General features: G+C 64.9%; 19 protein-coding genes. 10 read left to right on the plus strand and 9 right to left on the minus strand.

All coding sequences use genetic code 11. The annotated features are described in order from the left end of the window. Positions 1 to 30 precede the first annotated feature (30 nt). Positions 31 to 1,713: a hypothetical protein gene (locus CJ014_RS01285; protein WP_100078708.1), complete on the plus strand. Its 1,683-nt coding sequence runs from the start codon at positions 31 to 33 to the stop codon at positions 1,711 to 1,713. A 15-nt stretch (positions 1,714 to 1,728) separates the two neighbouring features. Here the strand turns inward: CJ014_RS01285 and CJ014_RS01290 are convergent, their stop codons facing one another. Both CJ014_RS01290 and CJ014_RS01295 read right to left on the minus strand, forming a co-directional pair. Next, positions 1,729 to 3,048, minus strand: a complete 1,320-nt coding sequence (locus tag CJ014_RS01290; protein ID WP_100078709.1) for a sensor histidine kinase — start codon at positions 3,046 to 3,048, stop codon at positions 1,729 to 1,731. Further along, positions 3,048 to 3,707 (minus strand): response regulator, encoded by a 660-nt coding sequence (locus CJ014_RS01295; protein ID WP_100078710.1) that lies wholly within the window; start codon positions 3,705 to 3,707, stop codon positions 3,048 to 3,050. The genes CJ014_RS01290 and CJ014_RS01295 overlap by 1 nt, the downstream gene beginning before the upstream one ends. Positions 3,708 to 3,787: 80 nt before the next feature. On the opposite strand from CJ014_RS01295, the gene CJ014_RS01300 reads away from it, so the two are divergent. The 4 genes from CJ014_RS01300 to CJ014_RS01315 all read left to right on the plus strand — a co-directional run bounded on the left by CJ014_RS01300 (position 3,788) and on the right by CJ014_RS01315 (position 6,448). Next, a complete protein-coding gene (locus CJ014_RS01300) occupies positions 3,788 to 4,057 on the plus strand; it encodes a lipid-A-disaccharide synthase N-terminal domain-containing protein (RefSeq protein ID WP_100078711.1) in 270 nt (89 codons plus the stop codon). Continuing rightward, the gene (locus CJ014_RS01305; protein ID WP_100078712.1) at positions 4,054 to 5,739 is read left to right on the plus strand and encodes an ArnT family glycosyltransferase; all 1,686 of its coding nucleotides are present in this window, start codon (positions 4,054 to 4,056) and stop codon (positions 5,737 to 5,739) included. The genes CJ014_RS01300 and CJ014_RS01305 overlap by 4 nt, the downstream gene beginning before the upstream one ends. Before the next feature lie 165 nt (positions 5,740 to 5,904). Beyond that, positions 5,905 to 6,135: an addiction module antitoxin gene (locus CJ014_RS01310; RefSeq protein ID WP_100078713.1), complete on the plus strand. Its 231-nt coding sequence runs from the start codon at positions 5,905 to 5,907 to the stop codon at positions 6,133 to 6,135. After that, positions 6,122 to 6,448 (plus strand): type II toxin-antitoxin system PemK/MazF family toxin, encoded by a 327-nt coding sequence (locus CJ014_RS01315; protein ID WP_100078714.1) that lies wholly within the window; start codon positions 6,122 to 6,124, stop codon positions 6,446 to 6,448. The genes CJ014_RS01310 and CJ014_RS01315 overlap by 14 nt, the downstream gene beginning before the upstream one ends. 28 nt (positions 6,449 to 6,476) lie before the next feature. On the opposite strand, the gene flbT is transcribed toward CJ014_RS01315, so the two are convergent. Together flbT and CJ014_RS01325 are read right to left on the minus strand one after the other, a co-directional pair. Continuing rightward, on the minus strand, positions 6,477 to 6,890 hold the full coding sequence (gene flbT, locus CJ014_RS01320) for a flagellar biosynthesis repressor FlbT (RefSeq protein WP_100078715.1): 414 nt from the start codon (positions 6,888 to 6,890) through the stop codon (positions 6,477 to 6,479). Positions 6,891 to 6,913: 23 nt separating this feature from the next. After that, positions 6,914 to 8,386, minus strand: a complete 1,473-nt coding sequence (locus CJ014_RS01325) for a flagellin N-terminal helical domain-containing protein (protein WP_165790706.1) — start codon at positions 8,384 to 8,386, stop codon at positions 6,914 to 6,916. Between the two features lie 316 nt (positions 8,387 to 8,702). On the opposite strand from CJ014_RS01325, the gene CJ014_RS01330 reads away from it, so the two are divergent. From CJ014_RS01330 to flaF, 3 genes are all read left to right on the plus strand, one after another. Beyond that, positions 8,703 to 10,583, plus strand: coding sequence for a flagellin N-terminal helical domain-containing protein (locus CJ014_RS01330; RefSeq protein WP_165790707.1), 1,881 nt, complete (start codon positions 8,703 to 8,705; stop codon positions 10,581 to 10,583). 511 nt (positions 10,584 to 11,094) lie between these two features. Next, positions 11,095 to 12,921 carry a flagellin N-terminal helical domain-containing protein gene (locus CJ014_RS01335; RefSeq protein ID WP_100078718.1) on the plus strand — a complete coding sequence of 609 codons (1,827 nt, stop codon included), beginning with the start codon at positions 11,095 to 11,097 and terminating at the stop codon, positions 12,919 to 12,921. 368 nt (positions 12,922 to 13,289) lie between these two features. Beyond that, positions 13,290 to 13,664, plus strand: a complete 375-nt coding sequence (gene flaF / locus CJ014_RS01340) for a flagellar biosynthesis regulator FlaF (RefSeq protein WP_100078719.1) — start codon at positions 13,290 to 13,292, stop codon at positions 13,662 to 13,664. Between the two features lie 122 nt (positions 13,665 to 13,786). Here flaF and CJ014_RS01345 read toward each other — a convergent pair whose 3' ends face one another. From CJ014_RS01345 to CJ014_RS01360, 4 genes are all read right to left on the minus strand, one after another. Next, entirely contained in the window at positions 13,787 to 14,161 is a 375-nt protein-coding gene (locus tag CJ014_RS01345; protein WP_100078720.1) for a FlaG family protein, read from the minus strand. Positions 14,162 to 14,497: 336 nt separating this feature from the next. Beyond that, entirely contained in the window at positions 14,498 to 14,977 is a 480-nt protein-coding gene (locus CJ014_RS01350; protein WP_100078721.1) for a flagellar protein FlgN, read from the minus strand. Beyond that, positions 14,974 to 15,294 (minus strand): rod-binding protein, encoded by a 321-nt coding sequence (locus CJ014_RS01355; protein ID WP_100078722.1) that lies wholly within the window; start codon positions 15,292 to 15,294, stop codon positions 14,974 to 14,976. The genes CJ014_RS01350 and CJ014_RS01355 overlap by 4 nt, the downstream gene beginning before the upstream one ends. Further along, on the minus strand, positions 15,294 to 16,406 hold the full coding sequence (locus tag CJ014_RS01360; RefSeq protein WP_245426951.1) for a flagellar basal body P-ring protein FlgI: 1,113 nt from the start codon (positions 16,404 to 16,406) through the stop codon (positions 15,294 to 15,296). Before CJ014_RS01360 ends, CJ014_RS01355 begins: the two co-directional genes overlap by 1 nt. A gap of 235 nt (positions 16,407 to 16,641) precedes the next feature. On the opposite strand from CJ014_RS01360, the gene CJ014_RS01365 reads away from it, so the two are divergent. Both CJ014_RS01365 and dksA read left to right on the plus strand, forming a co-directional pair. Beyond that, positions 16,642 to 17,064 carry a flagellar assembly protein FliX gene (locus tag CJ014_RS01365; protein ID WP_165790708.1) on the plus strand — a complete coding sequence of 141 codons (423 nt, stop codon included), beginning with the start codon at positions 16,642 to 16,644 and terminating at the stop codon, positions 17,062 to 17,064. Between the two features lie 164 nt (positions 17,065 to 17,228). Continuing rightward, positions 17,229 to 17,645 carry an RNA polymerase-binding protein DksA gene (dksA, locus tag CJ014_RS01370; RefSeq protein WP_100078724.1) on the plus strand — a complete coding sequence of 139 codons (417 nt, stop codon included), beginning with the start codon at positions 17,229 to 17,231 and terminating at the stop codon, positions 17,643 to 17,645. Positions 17,646 to 17,893: 248 nt separating this feature from the next. On the opposite strand, the gene flgH is transcribed toward dksA, so the two are convergent. Continuing rightward, positions 17,894 to 18,637 carry a flagellar basal body L-ring protein FlgH gene (gene flgH, locus CJ014_RS01375; protein WP_100078725.1) on the minus strand — a complete coding sequence of 248 codons (744 nt, stop codon included), beginning with the start codon at positions 18,635 to 18,637 and terminating at the stop codon, positions 17,894 to 17,896. Positions 18,638 to 18,639: the final 2 nt, after the last annotated feature.

The raw sequence follows: 18,639 nt of genomic DNA on the forward strand, positions 1-18,639 counted from the left end.
GGGCGTTGCCGAAGTCACGGGTAGGATGCCATGTCGATCAACAGCGTGCTCGTCAATCCGAACATGTCGCTCCTGTCGACCATGCGGCAGCAGCTCGAGGACATGCAGCGCCAGCTCTCCACCGGGCAGAAGGCGGCAACCTACGGCACGCTCGGCACCGGGCGCACGCAGTCGATCACCTTCCGCTCGAAGATTTCGGAGATCACCGGCTATCTTCAGAACACCGACGTTCTGAACATGCGCATTTCGCTGCTCGACAAGTCGATGGGCCGGCTCGAGGACATTCCGAGCGAAGCCGCCGCCGCCATCGATCCCAACACCTACAACATCGATTCCACCGGCACCACCACCGGCCAGAAGGGCGCCAAGATCGCCCTCAACGAGGTGATCGGCCTGCTCAACTCCGAGGCCGACGGCCGCTACCTGATGTCCGGCAAGACCACCGACACCAAGCCGGTGGTCAGCATGAACGACATGCTCTACGGCACGGGCAACAAATACGGGCTGCAGAAGGTCGTCCAGGAGCGCTACACGGCCGACCTCGGCACGGGCAAGCTCGGCCGGCTCGATCTCGGCACCGCCGACGGGGCGGTCACCGGCGACACGGTGACCATCACCCGCCAGGGCGCCACCACGACCCCGCCGTCGGTGTCGGCGGAATTCGGCTACAAGCTCTCCGGCGCCTCGACCTCGACGCTTGACGCCACGCATATCCAGTTGACCCCGACCACCGGCACGGACAGCGCCGGCAACAGTGTCACCACCTCCTACGGCGTCCAGTTCGGCGCCAACCTGCAAGCCGGCGACAGCGTCTCGTTCGAGCTCGAGAATCCCGACGGGACCAAATCGACGGTCAAGCTGACCGCGACGCTGACCAGCCCGCCCGGCGACGGCGAGTTCACCATCGCCCAGGACACCAGCACCACGCCGCCCACCGTCGATATCGCGGCGACCGCCGCCAACTTCCAGAACCGGCTCGAGGACAGCCTCAAGACCGAGACGAAGACCACCTTCCAGGCGGCGTCGATGATGCGGGCGTCGGACACGTTCTTCGATACGGCGGGCGGCGGCAAGCCGCAGCGGGTCGACGTGGCCGATCCCACCGACGACAGCCTGCTGGCCACCGCCACCGGCCTGCGCGACGGCACCGATACCGACACGGTGGAGTGGTATGTCGGCTATAACGCGGCGATCGATGCCAGCGACAGCGCGACCTCGCCGCGCAACGACGTGACGGCGCGTGTCGACAGCAACATCACCGTCGGCTACGGCGTCAGGGCCAACGAATCCGCCTACGCCCAGATGGTGCGCTCGCTCGCCGTCATGACCATCGCCGAGTTCGATCCCAAGGCCGGCACGACGGGCGACACCAACGCCACCACCGACGCGGAGCGGCAGAAGAACCTCCAGGTCGAGAAGGCCCGCTATTCGGCGCTGGCCTCGCGGGTCGACGGCGTCCTCGCCTTTGCCGACGGCAGCCAGAAGCCGACCGACATCCACACGGAAATCGCCGTGTCCGGCAACGTCGCTAAGAGCGCAGCCGATCGCCAGACCAATTCCAAGACGACGCTGCAGGTGATGCTCGACGGCGTCGAGGGCATCAACAAGGAAGAGCTGACGGCGCAGATCCTGACGCTCCAGACCCGCATGGAAGCGAGCTACACGACGTCGATGATCCTCAACAACCTCAGCCTGCTCAACTACATGAAGTAAGCAGGGATTGGCCATTTACGGCAGATGAAGGCGGGCCTCGAATCCCTCGTCCTGCCCGGGTATCGGCGAGAGCAGTTCGAGCCGTCCGCCCGCCTGCTGGGCGATCTGGTGCGCGATATGCAGGCCAAGGCCGAATCCGCCGCTGCGGCGGCTAGTGAACCGATCCGACAGCCGGGCCAGATCACCGGCGGCGACCGCCGAACCCATATTCCGGACGATCAGCACCCTGTCGGAGGTCAGCGAGACAGCGACGGCCGTGCCGGCCGGCCCGTGCTGCAAGGCGTTGTCGATCAGGTTTCCCACGACGATGGCCAGCGCGTCGGCATCCATCGGCGTCAAGACCGGACCATCGGGCAGCGCCAGGCGCAGGCGGGTCCCGTCGCCACGGGCATCGCGCAGAATATGCGGCAGCAATCCGCCTGCGTCGGTTCGTGACGCGCCACGGCCGATGCCGGCCTCGGCCCGCGCCAGTTGCAGCAGCCGCGTGACCCGGCGCGACATGCGCTGCAACGCCTGTTCCATCGCGGCGAGCCGCGTCCGCTGCCCGTCGTCATCCGTCTCGCGCTGCATCCGCTGCACCTGCGCCAGGGCCACCGCGACGGGCGTGCGCAGTTCATGCGCGGCGTTCGAGGCAAAGGCGCGCTCGCCTTCGAGCGCCTGCGACAGCCGCGCCATGAAACCGTTCAGCGTTGCGATTATCGCCGAGAATTCGGCCGGATGGGCCGCCGCGTCCATCGGCGCCAGCGATTGGCTGTCGCGCGTGGCCACCTCGGCCCGCACCCGATCGAGCGGTTGCAGGCCCTTGGCGGTGATCCAGCGCACCAGCACATAGCCAAGCGGCAGGATCGCCAGCATCGGCAACAGAAAGGCCAGGAAGCTTTCCCGGAAAGCCTCGCGCCGCTCGGCCAGCGGATCGGCGAACTGAACGGCGAGGCCCGTCCCGTCATAGTCCGTCGTGTAGACGACATGCGTCGCCGTCCGGGCATAGCGGCGCGGTTCGGCACGGTCCGGAAACACCGCGGCCCCGGCAGCCGGCGAGGAGGCAAGCACCCTGGCATCGCGGTCGATCAGGCGCCAGACCAGCGCCTCGTCGGGATCGGCATTTTGGCCTTCATCCGCGTCGGCCTCGGTCGCATGCGGATCGGCCCGCACGCCGCGACTGAGAATCGGCAGCAGGGTGTTGGCCGAGATCACCAGTTGCTGATCGTAAAGCTCGTCCTGTTCCCTGCGAAGAACGAGCGCCATGGCCAGCACCGCCACCACCCAGACAGCGCCGAGCCCGAGGCTGACCAGCAGCGCAAGGCGGCGGACGAGCGTGGGCCGGCGGGCGGCCATCAGGCGACGCCCATGCGATAGCCGAAACCGCGAACCGTCTCGACCGCACCGCGTCCGAGCTTGGCGCGCAACCGGCTGACATGCGCCTCGATCGCGTTGCTTTCGACCTCGGCTTCAAAGGCATAGAGCGCCTCTTCCAACTGGTCTCGGGTGACGGTGACGCCCGGGCGGCGGCTGATGCGCTCGATCACCGCCCACTCCTTCGGCGTCAGGTGGACGGCGGTGCCGTCCAAAAGCGCCGCCTGCCGTTCGGGTAGCAGCAGCAAACGGCCGAAACGACGCTCGGGTTCCGCCCGGCCGTTGGCGCGACGGCGGATGGCGGCGATCCTGGCCAGCATCTCATCGAGGTCGTAGGGCTTGACGAGATAGTCGTCCGCCCCGGCATCGAGCCCCTCGATCCGTTCGACGATCCGGTCCCGGGCGGTGCCGATCAGCACCGGCACCCGGTCGCCTCGCCGCCGCAGGGCGCGCAGGAAGGCGATGCCGTCGCCGTCGGGCAGGTGCAGGTCGAGCAGCACCAGATCGTAATCCACCCCGGCCATCGCATCGGCAGCCGTGGCCAGATCGCCCGCGGCATCGACGGCATGGCCTTGCGCGCGCAGATGATCGGCGATGGCCGAAGCCAGATCGCGTTCGTCCTCGACGACCAGCAGCCGCATCTTACCCTTCCCGTCCAGTCCGTCAGCCAATCGTAAGGTCCGTTCGACACACGGCAACATCAAAACCAGCGGACCGGAAGATGTACGCACAGGCTTGGATGTTGATAGGTTTCGCAGGGCAGGGGTTCTTCACCTCGCGCTTTCTCGTGCAATGGATCGCCAGCGAGCGGCAGGGACGAAGCGTCGTGCCCGGCGTTTTCTGGGTTCTTAGCATAGCCGGCGGCGCAATGCTTCTGGCCTATGCCCTGTGGCGGCGGGACCCCGTGTTCGTCGCGGGGCAGGCGCTCGGGCTGGCCGTCTATCTGCGCAACCTGAGGCTGATCTCCCGAAGCGGCAAGGCCGCTCCATGAGCCGCGCGCAAAGCCCGCTGGCCGGCGCCGCGCCGGTTCCTTCGGTGGATAGCGCCACGACGTGGATCGTCCTCTTTTCGTTCTTGGCGGTCTCGCTGGCCGGGGTGCTGCTTCGCCCGGCGCTGCCGGTGGACGAGACGCGCTACCTCGCCGTCGCGTGGGAGATGCACCTGAGCGGCGACTGGCTGGTGCCGACGAAGAACTTCGCCGTTTATTCCGACAAGCCGCCCTTGTTGTTCTGGGCCATCAACCTCGTCTGGAGCCTGACCGGCGTCAGCGACACCGCGGCCCGGATGGTCGGACCCGGGTTCGCCGCGATCGCGCTATGGCTGACGGGGCGACTTGCGCGGGCCCTCTGGCCGGAAGACGCGGGGATCGGCGTCCGGGCGACACTGGCACTCGTCGCGTTGCCGCTATTCGCGGTCATGGGCGGGCTGACCATGTTCGATGCCGCGCTGACCGTCTCGGTGCTGGCCGGTCTGCTTGGGCTGGTCGGCGCCGGACATGGCGACCGTCGGGGGCCGTGGGTGTTCGGAGCCGCCCTGGCGTTCGGCGTTCTGGTCAAGGGGCCGGTCGTCCTGCTGCATCTTCTGCCCGCGGCGGCGTCGCTGACGATCTGGCACCCGGCGCGGCCGGGATGGCGGCAAACCCTGGCGTCGCTGGGGCTGGGCCTGACGACGGGCCTGGTGCTGGTGCTTCTATGGCTGGTCCCCGCGGCAATTCACGGCGGGCCGGAGTACCGGCGCGCAATCCTGTGGACCCAGAGCGCCGGCCGCGTCGCCGACAGCTTCGCCCATGCGCGGCCATGGTGGTTCTTCGCCGTGCGGCTGCCGCTGATCGCCCTTCCCTGGGTTGCGGTGCCGCGCCTGTGGTCGGCGGCGCGCCATACGGCGTGGAGCGAGGGCGGGCTGCGCCTTTGCCTGATCTGGGGTGTTGGGGCACTGATCGCCTTCAGTCTGATCAGCGGCAAGCAACTGCACTATCTTTTTCCCGAATTGCCGGTCATCGCCCTGGTGGTGGCGCGGCTTGCCGGAAAGGCGCCGGTCTCGCTGCGCCCGGTGGCGCTTCCTTTTGCCCTGGTGGCGGTTGGCGCGTTTCTGGTCGGCTGCGGCCTGATACCAGCCGATCCGAAAATCGCCGGACTGCGCCCGCCATCGGCGCTGATCGCGATAGCGTCGACATTTGCGGTGGTGGTCTGGGCGGCAACAGGTGCGCCGGGCCTGGAGCGTCTTCGAGCGAAGCGGGCATCGGCTCGCGTGAATAAAATGCGCCGTTTCCTCAGTGCCATGAAGCACGGAAACGCTCTGGCAGGTGGCGCTATGCTGTCGCTGGTCCTGACGCTCTGCGCCGATCTCGTCTACAGCGCCACCGATCTGGGCGAGCGCTACGACAGTGCCCCGATCGCCAAGGCGATCATCGGGCACGAACCGCAGGGTATCGCATGGGTCGGTGACGCCTATAGCGCCGAGTTCAATTTTGCCGGTCGGCTGACGCGGCCGGTCGCCCTTCCCGGTACCGCCGAACTGCCGGCTTGGATCGCCGCCCATCCCGGCGGCGCCATTGTCGGGCCCGAATCGCGCGTTGCACCCGGATGGGCGCCCGAGCTCCGTATCCCGTTCCTCAACAAAGCCTATGCGATCTGGATCGTCCCGGACCGTCCAAAGGCCGAGACTGCGCCGTGACCGTGTCAACTGGAGCGGGGCAGAGCTGCTACATTAAGGCGATGTCCGTTATCCGACCCAAATTGCTCGGGGGTGCTGAAATCCCGTGTGAGCGCGACGGCCGGCAGATTGGACAGGATGGAATGGCCACTATATAAAGCACGTATACGTATTACGGAGGCGACCATGCATCGCAAGATGACGATCACTCTCGACGAGGAAGTCTACGAGGGGCTTTATCGCACGGTGGGCAAGCGGCGCATGAGCCAGTTTATCGAGGATCTGGTTCGGCCGCATGTGCTCGCAACCTCGCTCGACGAGGGCTATCGCGCCATGGCGGCCGATGTCGCACGTGAGGCCGAAGCGCAGGAATGGTGCAATGGCCTTGCCGGGGATATGGCGAATGAAGCGCGGTGAGGTGTGGTGGGTCGAGTTCGACCCATCGGTCGGCAGCGAAATCAGGAAAACGCGCCCGGCGATCATCGTCAGCAACGATGCGGCCAACCGGAATCTGTCGCGTGTGGTGGTCGTGCCATGCACCAGCTCGGTCGAACGAGTCTATCCCGGCGAGGCCGTAGTGACGGTCGGCCGGCAAAAGAGCAAGGCCATGGCGGATCAGATCATGGCGGCAGACAAGTCACGCCTGAAGGACCAACTCGCGACGCTGTCGAAGTCCGATCTCGAAGCCGTCGAGACTGCCATCAAGATTCATCTGGGGCTTCACCTGTAACACACGGCAAGTTGCCGCGTGGCCAGCCTCACTTCTCTCCACCATCGGCCGATACCGGCTTCAAGGCGGCGAAGATCTTCTTCTCGTGCTCGATCAGGGCGCGGGCTTCCTTCAGCGCCTTGTAGAGCTGGTCGGCGATGATGTGGTTGCTGATCCGCGTCACGAAGGGGATGGTGCTCGGCGCCGCCTGGATAATATCCTGGACGAGCGAGAAATAGCCGTCCTGGAACTTGGTGATCTCCCGCGACAGATACATCAGTTGCACGGCGAGGTAGATTCGCTTGGCCGGCGTATTGGCGGAATCGACCGTCAGGATGTCTTTTTCGCGCAGGATCGGCGCGTTGCCCTCGATGTAGAGGCGCGTGCGCTGGTCGTCGTTGGTGATCATCGACTCGCCGATGATGATGCGTTCGCCGGGCTTCAGTTCAACCTTGAGGGTCATCGGACTGTAATCCTGTCGGGGGGTCAGCTGCTTCCGCCGCTGAGCAGGCGGAGGATGCCGTTATCGGCCGTCTGGGTGATCGAGAAGGAGCTGATGGCCAGTTGCTGCTGCGTGCTGAGCGCCAGCATGATGGCCGCCTCCTCGTCCTTGTCGGAGGCGCGCATCGATTCCGCGGTCGAGCTGAGCACGTCGGCGAAGCTGCCGACGTAGTCGGCGCGGCTTTTCAGGAGCGTCAGGCCGATGCCGATGTTGGTCGTGTGCTTCTCGGCGGCATGGCGGGCGTTGGTGACGGTCTGCTGCGCCGCCTCGGCGTCGGTGCGCTTCACCCAGGACGAGGCGGTGGCCGTCGTCAGGTCGGCATAGGTCGAGGTGCTCGTCCTGTCGATCGCGAAGGCGTCGGACGTCGAATCGACGGTGAGCACGCCGGCGGCGTCGAGCGAGGCGCCGAGGCCGCTGGCCGGAATGTTGAAGGCGTTGACGAGATCGCCCACCGTGGTGGCGGCGCCTACCGTCAGCGAACCGACCACCGTGTTGCCCTGGCGGATGGAGATGACGTCGCCTTCCTTGTACTGGCCGGTCGCCGTGAGAAGGCTCGTCGCGGTGGCCGGAACGCCGCCGTCGGTCAGGGTGGTCGAGGCGGACGGGGGAGACCCCGCCGACGTCGCGACGTTGGTGGCGCGCGTGCTGTCGATGGTCAGCTTGTCGGCCGCTTCGATCGTCAGCACGCCGTCGCTGCCGAGCGTGGCCCTGAGGCCCTTGTCGGGCAGGGAGAAGGCCGTGACCAGGTCGCCGACCGTGGTGTCGGCCGAGACGGTCAGCGAGCCGATGATGGTGCCCGAGGAATCCTTGACGGCGATCTCGTCGCCAACCGCATATTCTCCGGATTCGACCAGCTTGCTGGTGGACTTCAGCGGCTTGGCCGGCGACCCGCCGTCGGTCAGCTTCGTCTCGAAGGTGCCGAGCTGGCCTTCGTCGAGCTTGGTGAGGCCGAGCGTGTTGAGGAGGTCGGTGAAGTCCACCGCGTTGATAGTGATGGATTCGTTCTGGTCGGCGGAGAGATACAGCGTCAGGTCATTGCCGGCGCCGAGCAGCAGGTTCTTGCCGCTGTAGGAGGAGTCCTTGGCGGTATCGACGATCTTGTCGAGAAGGTCGTTGTATTCCTTGACGAGGTCGGCCCGGTCGAAGGCGTTCTTGCTGGCGGAGGCGCGCGTCACCACGCCCTTCAGCGTATTGATGCTGTCGGTGATCGAGGTGAGGCCGTTGTTGGCGGCGTCGATGATGCCCAATCCCTGGTCGAGGCGCTCCAGATACTTGTCGAGCGCGGCGGCGTGCAGCGACAGGCTCTTTGCCGAGATGTAGGTGCTGGGGTCGTCGAGCGCCGTCTGGACCTTGACGCCGCTGGTCAGCCGCTGGCTGGCGGCGGCCGATTCATCGCTCACCCTGTTCAGCGTCGAGACGGTGCTGCGCAGCGATTTCGTCAGGGAAATATCGACCATCCGCATGCCTCTGGTGGATGCCTCTGGGGGCGGCTCGTTGCATTTTGAGAATCATAGCGTCCAATTCGTTAAGAATAGCTGTTCATGGACCGAAGAAAAGCGGCGAACGGTCGGAAAAATCGACCGGTTCTGCTGTTTTCCGCCGTTAACCATTGCGGCGGGCGCGGCCGGGCGGCGCGTACGTGGAATTCCGGAAGTGCCTACAAAGATGGCATTTGCACCAAGCCATTAACGGCTCCGCAACACCTCGGCGCTAGGGTCTGCCCACTTCCTCAGAATGGGGAAGATGAGTTCACCCAAGGAATGGGATGTAAAAATGTCCGATATCAATCTGACCGCCGCCGTCCGCCAGAACCTGCTCTCGCTGCAGGGCACCGCCTCGATGATGGCGAAGACGCAGAACAAGCTGTCTACCGGCAACAAGGTCAACTCCGCTCTCGACAATCCCTCGAACTTCTTCACCGCGTCCTCGCTGAATTCGCGCGCCAGCGACCTCGGCAACCTGATGGATTCGATGAAGAGCGGCATCAAGACGATCGAAGCCGCCGACAACGGCCTGACCTCGATCACCAAGACCCTCGAGTCTATGCAGTCGACGCTGCGCCAGGCCCGTCAGGACAAGTCCTTCGAGACCGCCTCCTACACCATGGCCGCCGACAGCTCTAGCCTGACCTCCACGTCCAAGATCAGCTTCTCCGGCGGCGCCTTCGGCACCGGCGCGGGCAGCGTCAATCTGCTGACTGGTTCGGCTCAGTCGAAGGTGGCCACCGGCGCCGCTGCCGATCAGCTGACGGCGATCAAGGGAGAGCTCACCGAGACCAAGGCGAGCCTGACCGGCACGACGACGGCCTTCACCGACTACACGACTTTGAACTCCAAGTCGCTTGACGTTACCTTCGGCGGCAAGACGCTCAAGGTCGACTTCTCGGGCCTGCCGACGACCGGCGGCACCGTGGACGACGTCGTCGACGCGCTGAACGATGCGTTCGCAGCCAGCACCGATTTCAATGGCAAGATCACGGCCAGCGCTGACGGCGGCAAGGTGAAGCTCGAAGCCGCTACCGCCACCGATGACACCATCACCGTTGCCGACAACGGAACGGCGGGCGCCGCCGCTTTCCTGTTCGGTACCCCCGCCCAGGTCACTTCGGGCACGGTCAAGGGCTCGGACGGCAAGGCTTCGGCCTTCAGCGTGAATGGTGTCGAGGTCAAGCTGTCGGGGGCTGATCTGGTCAATGCGGGCGCCACCAACGTCGCAGGCGCGACGATGGAAAACGTCGTCAAGGCCATCAACGTCCAGCTCGGCAATGCCGGCTCGAAGTTCAAGGCCGTGGTGGGTACCGGCACCGATGCCGACAAGCTCAAGATCCAGGCCGACAGCACCAGCGCCGGCGCCCTGAAGATCACCGGCGAAGGCGCGAAGACGCTGTTCGGGGCCACCTCGGCGACCGATGGCGTCTCCGGCACCGACGATACCACGGTCAACCTCGTCAAGACCGTCGATGACCTCGTCAACGAGATCAACAACAACTCGACGCTTTCGACGAAGATCAAGGCCTCGAACGACGGCGGCAAGCTGCGTATCCAGAACCTGTCGACGCAGGATCTGAACATCGACGGCATCAGCTCGTCCGGTCTCATCGACGACGTGTCGCAGGGCCAGGCGAAGATCGGCGGCAACACCGTCCGTTCGGATCTGGCCAACCAGTTCAACGAACTGCGCGACCAGCTCGACAAGCTGGCCGACGACGCCTCGTTCAACGGTATCAACCTGCTGCGCGGCGACAAGCTGACGATCACCTTCAACGAGACCGACACCTCGTCGATCGCCATTCTCGCCAAGGATGGCAAGTCCGTCGACTCGACCAACCTCGGCGTGCCGACGACCGTCGAAGCCAAGGATCTGGACTCCGACACCACCATCGACGGCATCCTGTCCAAGGTGAAGACGGCGCTGAACAGCGTCCGGTCGCAGTCTTCGGCCTTCGGCTCGAACCTGTCGGTCGTCGAGAACCGCCAGAACTTCACCACCTCGATGATGAACACCCTGCAGACGGGCGCCGGCAACCTGACGCTCGCCGACATGAACGAGGAAGCGGCCAACATGGTGGCGCTGCAGACCCGCCAGTCGCTGGCGACGTCCTCGCTGTCCATGGCCAACTCGGCCGACCAGAACGTGCTTCAGCTTCTCCGCTGAGGCCAGTCGGGCCGAATCAGACGAAATACGAGGGGGCGGACCAGAAGGTCCGCCCCCTTCGCATTGATGCATGCATGATTTCTTAACGAGTTCTTTTCGTCTTTCAACAATATGCAGTCTGCGCGTCGAGCTACGTGGGCTTTTCCCGGCCGATCCACAGGTTGCTTGGCGCCGGATGGCGCCGATCCAAGCAAAATCAAAGCGTTATGACCGCTTGTGTCCTTGGCGGCGCGTCGCGGCCTGTCTCCGGGACAGCCGGATGCACGCGGAAACAATGAGCGCTCGTCGTCTCGTCCTGACACATGCCGTTTTCCAGAATTAACAAGAGTTTATCCGGATTAATTCCGCTTCGTTGCAAAACGGCATTCGGAAACTTTTTGTTAACCATGTCGGGTGTTAATTCCGAGACGAAGGTACCGCCGCGTCCGCCATGCATCGCAGGTCGACCGTCAGGTCCGGTTCGTTTTCGGGATGAAAGAAACCCGTCAGCCCAAGGAAGTGGGATGCAGAAATGAGCGACATTAATCTGACCAAGGCCGTGCGCCAGAACCTTCTGTCTCTGCAGAACACCGCCAAGCTGATGGCGACGACGCAGAATCGCCTAGCGACCGGCAACAAGGTCAATACCGCTCTCGACAACCCGACCAACTTCTTCACGGCATCGTCGCTGAATGCGCGCGCCGGCGAGCTCGATGCGCTGCTCGACTCGATGAACAACGGCGTCAAGACGCTGGAGGCGGCCGACAACGGCCTGACGTCGATCACCAAGACGCTGGAATCGATGCAGTCGACGCTGCGCCAGGCGCGCCAGGACAAGTCGTTCGAAACGGCGTCCTACACGCTTAGCACCATCAGCGACGTCAATGCGAAGATCAGCTTCTCGGGCGGGGCGTTCGGAACCAGCGGTGCCGGCAGCGTCAAGCTGATGACCGACTCGGCGCAGTCGCTGACGACGGCGGACACCATGGAGAATCTGAAGGGTGTTCTGACCGAGGCGAAATCGACGGTTACCGGTGGCGTTACGCTCACAGGCACCGACCTGACCGCCGCGCAGGGCAAATCGGTCACCATCAAGTATGGTGACGACACGCTGACCTATACGACCGGTGCCACCCTGGCCGACAGCCAGGCCGTGGCGGACGAGATGAACGCCAAGATCGCCGCCGACGCCAAGCTCAAGGGAAAGCTGGCCGTGACGGTGACCGGCGACAAGCTCGTGGTGACCGCGACTTCGGCGGAAGACAAGGCTCTGACCTTGACCGGCGCCGAGGTGTTCGGTGCGACGGCGGCGCAGACGACGACCAATGCGCAAGGGTCGGACGGCAAGACGACCTTCAACATCAACGGCGTCGATGTCTCCATCGGGCAGGCCGACCTCAATAACACGGCCTGGTCCACCCCCGCCGAGACCACGGCGAATGTCGACGCGCTGGTGTCGGCGATCAACGTCCAGCTCGGCAATGCCGGTTCCAAGTTCAAGGTCAAGAACGACAGCGGCTCGCTGAAGTTCGAGGCCATCAGCACCAGTGCCGGCACGCTGAAGATCACCGGCCAGGGCGCGATCGACCTGTTCGGCGCGACGGCCGCCTCGGTCGGCGTGACGGGAGCCGAGGACACCTCCATCCATCTGGCCAAGACGACGGACGACCTCGTCAACGAGATCAACAGCAATTCGTCGCTGTCCAGCAAGATCAAGGCGTCCAACGACAACGGCAAGCTGCGCATCCAGAACCTGTCGACGCAGCAGCTCGACATCGACGGCGTCAGCTCGTCCGGCCTGATCGACGCGGTTTCGACAACCGCCGCCTCGATCGGCGGCAACACGGTTCGCGCCGATCTCGCCGGCCAGTTCAACGAACTGCGCGACCAGCTCGACAAGATCGCCGACGACGCCTCGTTCAACGGCATCAACATCCTGCGCGGCGACAAGCTGACCATCACCTTCAACGAGACCGGCACCTCGGCGATCGACATCATCGCCAAGGACGGCAAGTCGGTGGATTCCAACAGTCTCGGCGTGCCGACGACGGTGCTGGAGCAGGACCTCGATGCCGACACCAGCATCGACGCGATCCTCGACAAGGTGAAGACGGCGATCAACGCCGTCCGGTCGCAGGCTTCGACCTTCGGCTCGAACCTGTCGGTGGTGGAGAACCGCCAGAACTTCACCAAGAACATGATGAACACCTTGCAGGGCGGCGCCAGCAACCTGACGCTGGCCGACATGAACGAGGAAGCGGCCAACATGGTGGCGCTGCAGACCCGCCAGTCGCTGGCGACCTCCTCGCTGTCCATGGCCAACCAGGCCGACCAGAACGTGCTCCAGCTCCTCCGCTGACGACGACTGCCCGGTAACGGAAAGTGCAGGGGCGGGCCGTTTGGCCCGCCTTTTCTTTGTGGTTGTTCTCTTGGAGCGGCGGGCGACCGGATATATCCGGGCTGCCGCTCCGGTCTTTTGTTTGCGCATCGGATTTGGCCGAAAAGTGGATCCACTTTTCGGTCCGATGCTCTGGCTTTTGTTTCCGGCTCTGGTTGAGTTCCGTATTGTTAACTCAATCCGGTTGCTGATTTCTTTGAAGAAACCTGTTGTTAACCGTGCTGGGTGTTTAGTTGTATCGGTAATCGGTCCCCCTGACCGGAAGAACGACAACGGGCCCGAGGCTGCATCGGGCGACGGGTTGGAAAGCACCGGGGAGTGTTTGTTCGATGAATGGTTACGGAGCGTCGGCTTACCAGCGGGTCCAGACAACCTTGGGGCCGCGCCAACTGGAAGCTCACCTGTTGCTCAAGGCGGCGGCCCAGTTGCAGTCCTTCAAGGACAACTGGTCCTATGATGCCGAGGCCGTGGCCGAGGCTTTGACGCTCAACCGCAAGCTCTGGACGATCCTCGGCACCTCGGCCACCGAGGACAGCAATCCGCTGCCGGCGGAGCTCAAGGAAAACATCGGCAACCTCACCGTGTTCGTGCTGAAGCGGACGCTGGAGATCATGGACGATCCGTCGCCCGAGAAACTGTCGGCGCTGATCACCATCAACCGGTCGCTGGCCCAGGGGCTGCGCGGGCAGGGCGACGAGGAATAGGCAGGCCGTTCGGATCCCCGAAAAGCGAAAAGGCGCCCGACCGGCGCCTTTTGTCGTCTCAGGGCTACTCCGCGCACATGCAGCGGCCGGCGGGCTTCCTGAGCCCGCAAAGGCCATGGCCGTCAGACGAGGGTGCTCGCCGAACCGGTCGATCCGTGCATGGCTTCGGTCCAGGCGTTGATCATCGCCCGCATGCGCAGGCGGCTTTCGTCGGGTATCTGGTCGATGACGTCGCCGGTCGTCTCGTCGATCCGGCGATAGACGATCATGTCGGCGTCCTCGTCGACGGTGACCGTGGAGCGCAGGTTGAGGGAATAGACGTTCGACTGGTCCGAGCCGCCGCGCCTGTCGTTGCCGGCGTAGGCCGTCTCGTCGGATCGTGCGACCGCCGATCCGACGGGCAGGTCGGTGCTCGCCGCCTGGTCCGCCGCCGCCGGCGCTCTCGGCACCGGCGCGTTCATGCCGGATATCACCGGTCTCACGCTGCCGATATCCATGACCCATGTCCTTTTCCCGCGAATCCCTGGGGGTTCGCCCGAAAAGGACGCTAGCATCGACGATTGAAGGCAGCGTTTACGGAATAGTTAAAGTTTTAGCGATCCGGCGTTTTCCGCTGGTTCTCGGTTGGTCGATTGTATGGAGAGTCTGCCTGTCGCTCCTCCGGCCGCTTCAGATAAGGCCACGAGTCTTAAAAAAGAGCGAAGGAGGCCGACATCCGGCCTTGGAAATATTGACAATAAGTATTGCCGCTTAGCGCTCCCGCCGGAGCCCCGCCTGGCGGCTTGCGCGGCCGCTTCGGCCGTTCGCGTCAGCCGACCGGAGGGCCGTCGCGGTCAGAGGCTGCGGTTGATGGCGACGCCGCGGGCGCCCATGGCATGGGCGGCCTGGGCATGGCCGCTGCGGCCATAGACGGCGGGCGCCTCGCCCCGGCCGACCTCGTGCGCCACCGTGCGCAGGATGTCCTCGGCGACGTCGCGGGCGGTGTCGAGCACGGCGAGGTTGATCTGCACTTCCGAACGGAACAGCTCGTGGCGCTTGAGCAGCGCCGCCGTCTCGGCCGGCACGAAGGCCTTGAGCGTGTCGATCTCGTCGCGGGCGGCCAGCATCAGGCGGGTGTAGAGGGCAGCCTTGTCTTCCTTGTCCATGGCGAGCTCGCCGGCCTGCTGAAGCTTGCCGGCCTTGACCAGCGCCGTCTCCGCGCGCAGCAGCACCAGAAGGTCTTCCATGGCATGGCCGAGTTTTTCGACCAGCTTGCCGGCGATCTCCGGGCTCGTGACGAGCTTGGGACGGTTGTCCTGTAGCGCTACGCTCATCCCGCGTGCCCTTCCTGTATCTTGATGAGTTCGGCGGCGATGCCGTCGGCGAGGCCGATGCCGCCCTTGCCGACGAAATCCTTGGCATACTGGTCGATCAGCATGTCGCGCCAGGTCTCGTTGGAATTGTCCGACTTGCCGTTGAGCGGGTCGACGGAGACGTCCTTGAACATCGCCTTGAAGGCGTCGGCGACGTAGACGGACTCGAAATCGGCGGCGACGGCGTGCGCCTTCTTGGCGACGGCATCCTTGTTCATGCCGGCGTAGGCCTTGGAGGCGAAGGTGGACGTGACCGAGGAGAGGCTGTCGGTCTCCATTACATCACCTCCACGTCGGCTTGCAGCGCGCCGGCCGCCTTGATCGCCTGCAGGATGGAAATGAGGTCGCGCGGGCCGAGGCCGAGGGCGTTGAGCCCGTCGACCAGTTCCTGCAGCGTCACGCCGGAGCGGACGACCGCCAACTGGTGCTCCTTGCCGTCGGCCACCTGGATCTGCGTCTGCGGCGTCACCACGGTCTGGCCGTTGGCAAACGGCTGTGGCTGCGACACCTGCGGGTTCTCGGTGATCATCACCGTCAGGTTGCCCTGGGCGACGGCCACCGTCGACACGCGCACTTCCTGGCCCATGACGATGATGCCGGTCGCCTCGTCGACCACCACCTTGGCCGGCAGGTCGGGCTCGACGATCAACTGCTCGACGTCGGTCAGGAGGTCGACGATGTTGCCCCGGAACTTGGGGGGCATCGACAGGCGGACGGTCGACGGGTCGGTCGGCTCGGCCACCGGCGAGCCGTAGAGGTCGTTGATGGCGAGAGCGATGCGGCGCGAGGTGGTGAAGTCGGGGTTGCGCAGCGACAGGCGGACGGTGCCGAGGTCGGCCAGCTTGAATTGCAGCTCGCGTTCGATGACGGCGCCGTTGCTGATGCGACCCTGCGTCGGCACGCCGCGGGAAATCTTGGCCGCCTCGCCCTGGATGTCGAAGCCGCCGACGGCGATCGCGCCCTGGGCGATGGCGTAGACCTCGCCGTCGGCGCCCATCAGCGGCGTCACCAGAAGCTGGCCGCCCTGCAGGTTCTTGGCGTCGCCGAGCGCGCTGACCGACACGTCGATGGCGGTGCCCTGGGCGGCGAAGGCCGGCAGCTTGGCGGTGACCATGACGGCGGCGGTGTTGGCGGTGCGCATGGTGGAATCGCGCACGTTGACGCCGAGCCGCTCGAGCATCGCCTGCAAGCTCTGCTTGGTGAAAGGCGAGTTGTTGAGGCTGTCGCCGGTGCCTTGCAGGCCGACGACGAGACCGTAGCCGATGAGCTGGTTCTCGCGAACGCCCTCGACGTCGACGATATCCTTGATGCGCGAGGCGGCGACCGCCGCTTCGGCGCCCATCAGGATGAGCATGAGGGCGCCAAGCGCGCCGAGAATCCTAGTCCGCATTGTCATCATCCCCGTGTTTCCCGACACGGCTTCCCGAGGACGTTTTCGCAATCGGCATGCCAAACTGGCATAAATAGGAACCATTTTTAACTGTTTGAAATAAAGCACTTATTTTGATTTTGTCCGCATCCTCGATCCGAACTCGCGCTTTATGGGCGGCATTTCTTGCCGGGTGGGCGGGGAAGCGGTAACCTTGCCGTGTCGAAACTGCCGGGTCAGCTTCAGGGAACGAGCGATGCGCATTCAGGGTCCGAACCGCCTCGGGGGCGTCTCCTCGGGATCGCCGACCAAGCGAACCGATGGAACGGGCTTCGCGCTGCCGTCCGAAGGCGAGGGCGGCGCGCCGAAGACCGCCACCGCCACCGCGACCCACGCGCTCGCCGGGCTCGACGCGCTGATCGCCCTGCAGGCGGTCGACGCCGACGCGCCGCGCAAGAAGCGCAAGGCGGTCAAAAGGGGGCGCGACCTGCTGGACCGGCTCGACGAGATCCGAATCGGCCTCTTGTCGGGGCAGATGTCGGGCGAGGCGATCGCCCGCATCCTCGGCCTGCTCGACGAGGCGGAACCGACCGGCGATCCGCGGCTCGACGGCCTCATGGAGGACATCGCGCTGAGGGCGGAAGTGGAGCTCGCCAAGCTCGGCTACTTCCGCGGTTGAGCGCCCCCGCCGGCCGCCGGAGCGGCAAAAGATGGCTTAATCGATTGATATGTATTGGTAAATGCCGACCCTACAAGGTTTGGTGATTTTCTTGCATTTGCCGTTGTCGGGCGAGGGTGGGATAGCTATATTCCGCCCGCCTTCGTGGTGTGTGAGGACCGTCGATGTCGATTGAGCTTGCCGATGACTACCGGCCGTCCGACGACGAGCCGTTCATGAATGACCGCCAGCGCGAATACTTCCGGCGCAAACTGCTCCAGTGGAAAGAGGACATCCTGCGCGAAAGCAAGGAGACCCTCCAGAACCTTCAGAACGAAAACACCAACCTTCCCGACATCGCCGACCGGGCGTCGTCGGAAACCGACCGCTCGATCGAGCTCAGGGCGCGCGACCGCCAGCGCAAGCTGATCTCCAAGATCGAGGCGGCCATCAAGCGGATCGAGGACGGCTCCTACGGCTATTGCGAGGAGACCGGCGAGCCGATCTCGCTGAAGCGTCTCGACGCCCGGCCGATCGCCACTCTGTCGATCGAGGCGCAGGAGCGGCACGAGCGGCGCGAGAAGGTCTATCGCGACGAGTGACAGAGCCGCCTTTGCCTGAACGTGATGAGGGGCGCCCGCAAGGCGCCCCTTTTCGTTATCCCGATCGGATGATTCGCCTGGGCGCGACCTCCGCGATGACTTGGGAAGGGAGGTCGCGCCGCTCGGGAAAGCCGGCCCGGAACTTGGGGAAGGGGCCGGCGGGATCGCCTCGGGCCAGTTGGGGAGCGGCCCTTCGGCGATACGGCTCGCTTGGGATGCTTGGGGAGCGCGAGCCGATCCTTGTGCCGTCAGAACGGCAGCAGGATATCGAGCACCTGCTGACCGGTGCGCGGCTGCTGCACGTCGGAGATCTGGCCGCGGCCGCCGTAGGAGATGCGAGCCTCGGCGATCTTGGTGCTCTCGATGGTGTTGTCGGCGGCGATGTCCTCGGGCCGGACGACGCCGGCCACCACCAGCTCGCGGATCTCGTAGTTGACGCGCACCTCCTGGCGGCCCTCGATGACGAGGTTGCCGTTGGGCAGGAGCTGGGTCACCACGGCGGCGACATTGGTGGAGAGGCTTTCCGATCGGTCAATGGTGCCTTCGCCCTTGTAGGAGGAGGCGCCGGTGGTCGATGCGAGGTCGCTGGCCGCCATGCCGGCCGGCAGGGCGATGGTGTCGATGGCGGTACCGAGCGCACCGCCGACGCCGGTCGAGTCGCTCGACGTGCGCTTCCGCTCCGAGGAGTTGTCGAAGGCCGCCTTGTCGGAGATCGCCACCTTGACGGTGAGGATATCGCCGACGTTGCGGGCCCGCTGGTCCTTGAAGAAGGTGCGCGAGCCGGACTGCCACAGCGAATTGGGGCTGTAGGCGATCGGCTGCACGGTGGGCATCGGCATCTGCACCGGCTTGTAGCCGGCCTGGGCGGTGGGGTTTTCGATGGCCGACAGCTTGGGGGTCTGACCGACCTGCGACAGGCGATCGATGGTGCTGCCGCAGGCGGAAAGGCCGATGCCGAGGAGGGCGATGGCGAGGCCGGTGGGGAAACGCATCT

The organism is Pleomorphomonas carboxyditropha (assembly GCF_002770725.1).
Lineage (GTDB): Bacteria > Pseudomonadota > Alphaproteobacteria > Rhizobiales > Pleomorphomonadaceae > Pleomorphomonas > Pleomorphomonas carboxyditropha.

What these genes read in the sequence shown, in the direction of transcription:
- CJ014_RS01285 (WP_100078708.1), top strand. Translation starts at nt 31, where the DNA reads ATGTCGATCAACAGCGTGCTCGTCAATCCGAACATGTCGCTCCTGTCG.
- CJ014_RS01290 (WP_100078709.1), bottom strand. Translation starts at nt 3,048, where the DNA reads ATGGCCGCCCGCCGGCCCACGCTCGTCCGCCGCCTTGCGCTGCTGGTC.
- CJ014_RS01295 (WP_100078710.1), bottom strand. Translation starts at nt 3,707, where the DNA reads ATGCGGCTGCTGGTCGTCGAGGACGAACGCGATCTGGCTTCGGCCATC.
- CJ014_RS01300 (WP_100078711.1), top strand. Translation starts at nt 3,788, where the DNA reads ATGTACGCACAGGCTTGGATGTTGATAGGTTTCGCAGGGCAGGGGTTC.
- CJ014_RS01305 (WP_100078712.1), top strand. Translation starts at nt 4,054, where the DNA reads ATGAGCCGCGCGCAAAGCCCGCTGGCCGGCGCCGCGCCGGTTCCTTCG.
- CJ014_RS01310 (WP_100078713.1), top strand. Translation starts at nt 5,905, where the DNA reads ATGCATCGCAAGATGACGATCACTCTCGACGAGGAAGTCTACGAGGGG.
- CJ014_RS01315 (WP_100078714.1), top strand. Translation starts at nt 6,122, where the DNA reads ATGAAGCGCGGTGAGGTGTGGTGGGTCGAGTTCGACCCATCGGTCGGC.
- flbT (WP_100078715.1), bottom strand. Translation starts at nt 6,890, where the DNA reads ATGACCCTCAAGGTTGAACTGAAGCCCGGCGAACGCATCATCATCGGC.
- CJ014_RS01325 (WP_165790706.1), bottom strand. Translation starts at nt 8,386, where the DNA reads ATGGTCGATATTTCCCTGACGAAATCGCTGCGCAGCACCGTCTCGACG.
- CJ014_RS01330 (WP_165790707.1), top strand. Translation starts at nt 8,703, where the DNA reads ATGTCCGATATCAATCTGACCGCCGCCGTCCGCCAGAACCTGCTCTCG.
- CJ014_RS01335 (WP_100078718.1), top strand. Translation starts at nt 11,095, where the DNA reads ATGAGCGACATTAATCTGACCAAGGCCGTGCGCCAGAACCTTCTGTCT.
- flaF (WP_100078719.1), top strand. Translation starts at nt 13,290, where the DNA reads ATGAATGGTTACGGAGCGTCGGCTTACCAGCGGGTCCAGACAACCTTG.
- CJ014_RS01345 (WP_100078720.1), bottom strand. Translation starts at nt 14,161, where the DNA reads ATGGATATCGGCAGCGTGAGACCGGTGATATCCGGCATGAACGCGCCG.
- CJ014_RS01350 (WP_100078721.1), bottom strand. Translation starts at nt 14,977, where the DNA reads ATGAGCGTAGCGCTACAGGACAACCGTCCCAAGCTCGTCACGAGCCCG.
- CJ014_RS01355 (WP_100078722.1), bottom strand. Translation starts at nt 15,294, where the DNA reads ATGGAGACCGACAGCCTCTCCTCGGTCACGTCCACCTTCGCCTCCAAG.
- CJ014_RS01360 (WP_245426951.1), bottom strand. Translation starts at nt 16,406, where the DNA reads ATGCGGACTAGGATTCTCGGCGCGCTTGGCGCCCTCATGCTCATCCTG.
- CJ014_RS01365 (WP_165790708.1), top strand. Translation starts at nt 16,642, where the DNA reads ATGCGCATTCAGGGTCCGAACCGCCTCGGGGGCGTCTCCTCGGGATCG.
- dksA (WP_100078724.1), top strand. Translation starts at nt 17,229, where the DNA reads ATGTCGATTGAGCTTGCCGATGACTACCGGCCGTCCGACGACGAGCCG.
- flgH (WP_100078725.1), bottom strand. Translation starts at nt 18,637, where the DNA reads ATGCGTTTCCCCACCGGCCTCGCCATCGCCCTCCTCGGCATCGGCCTT.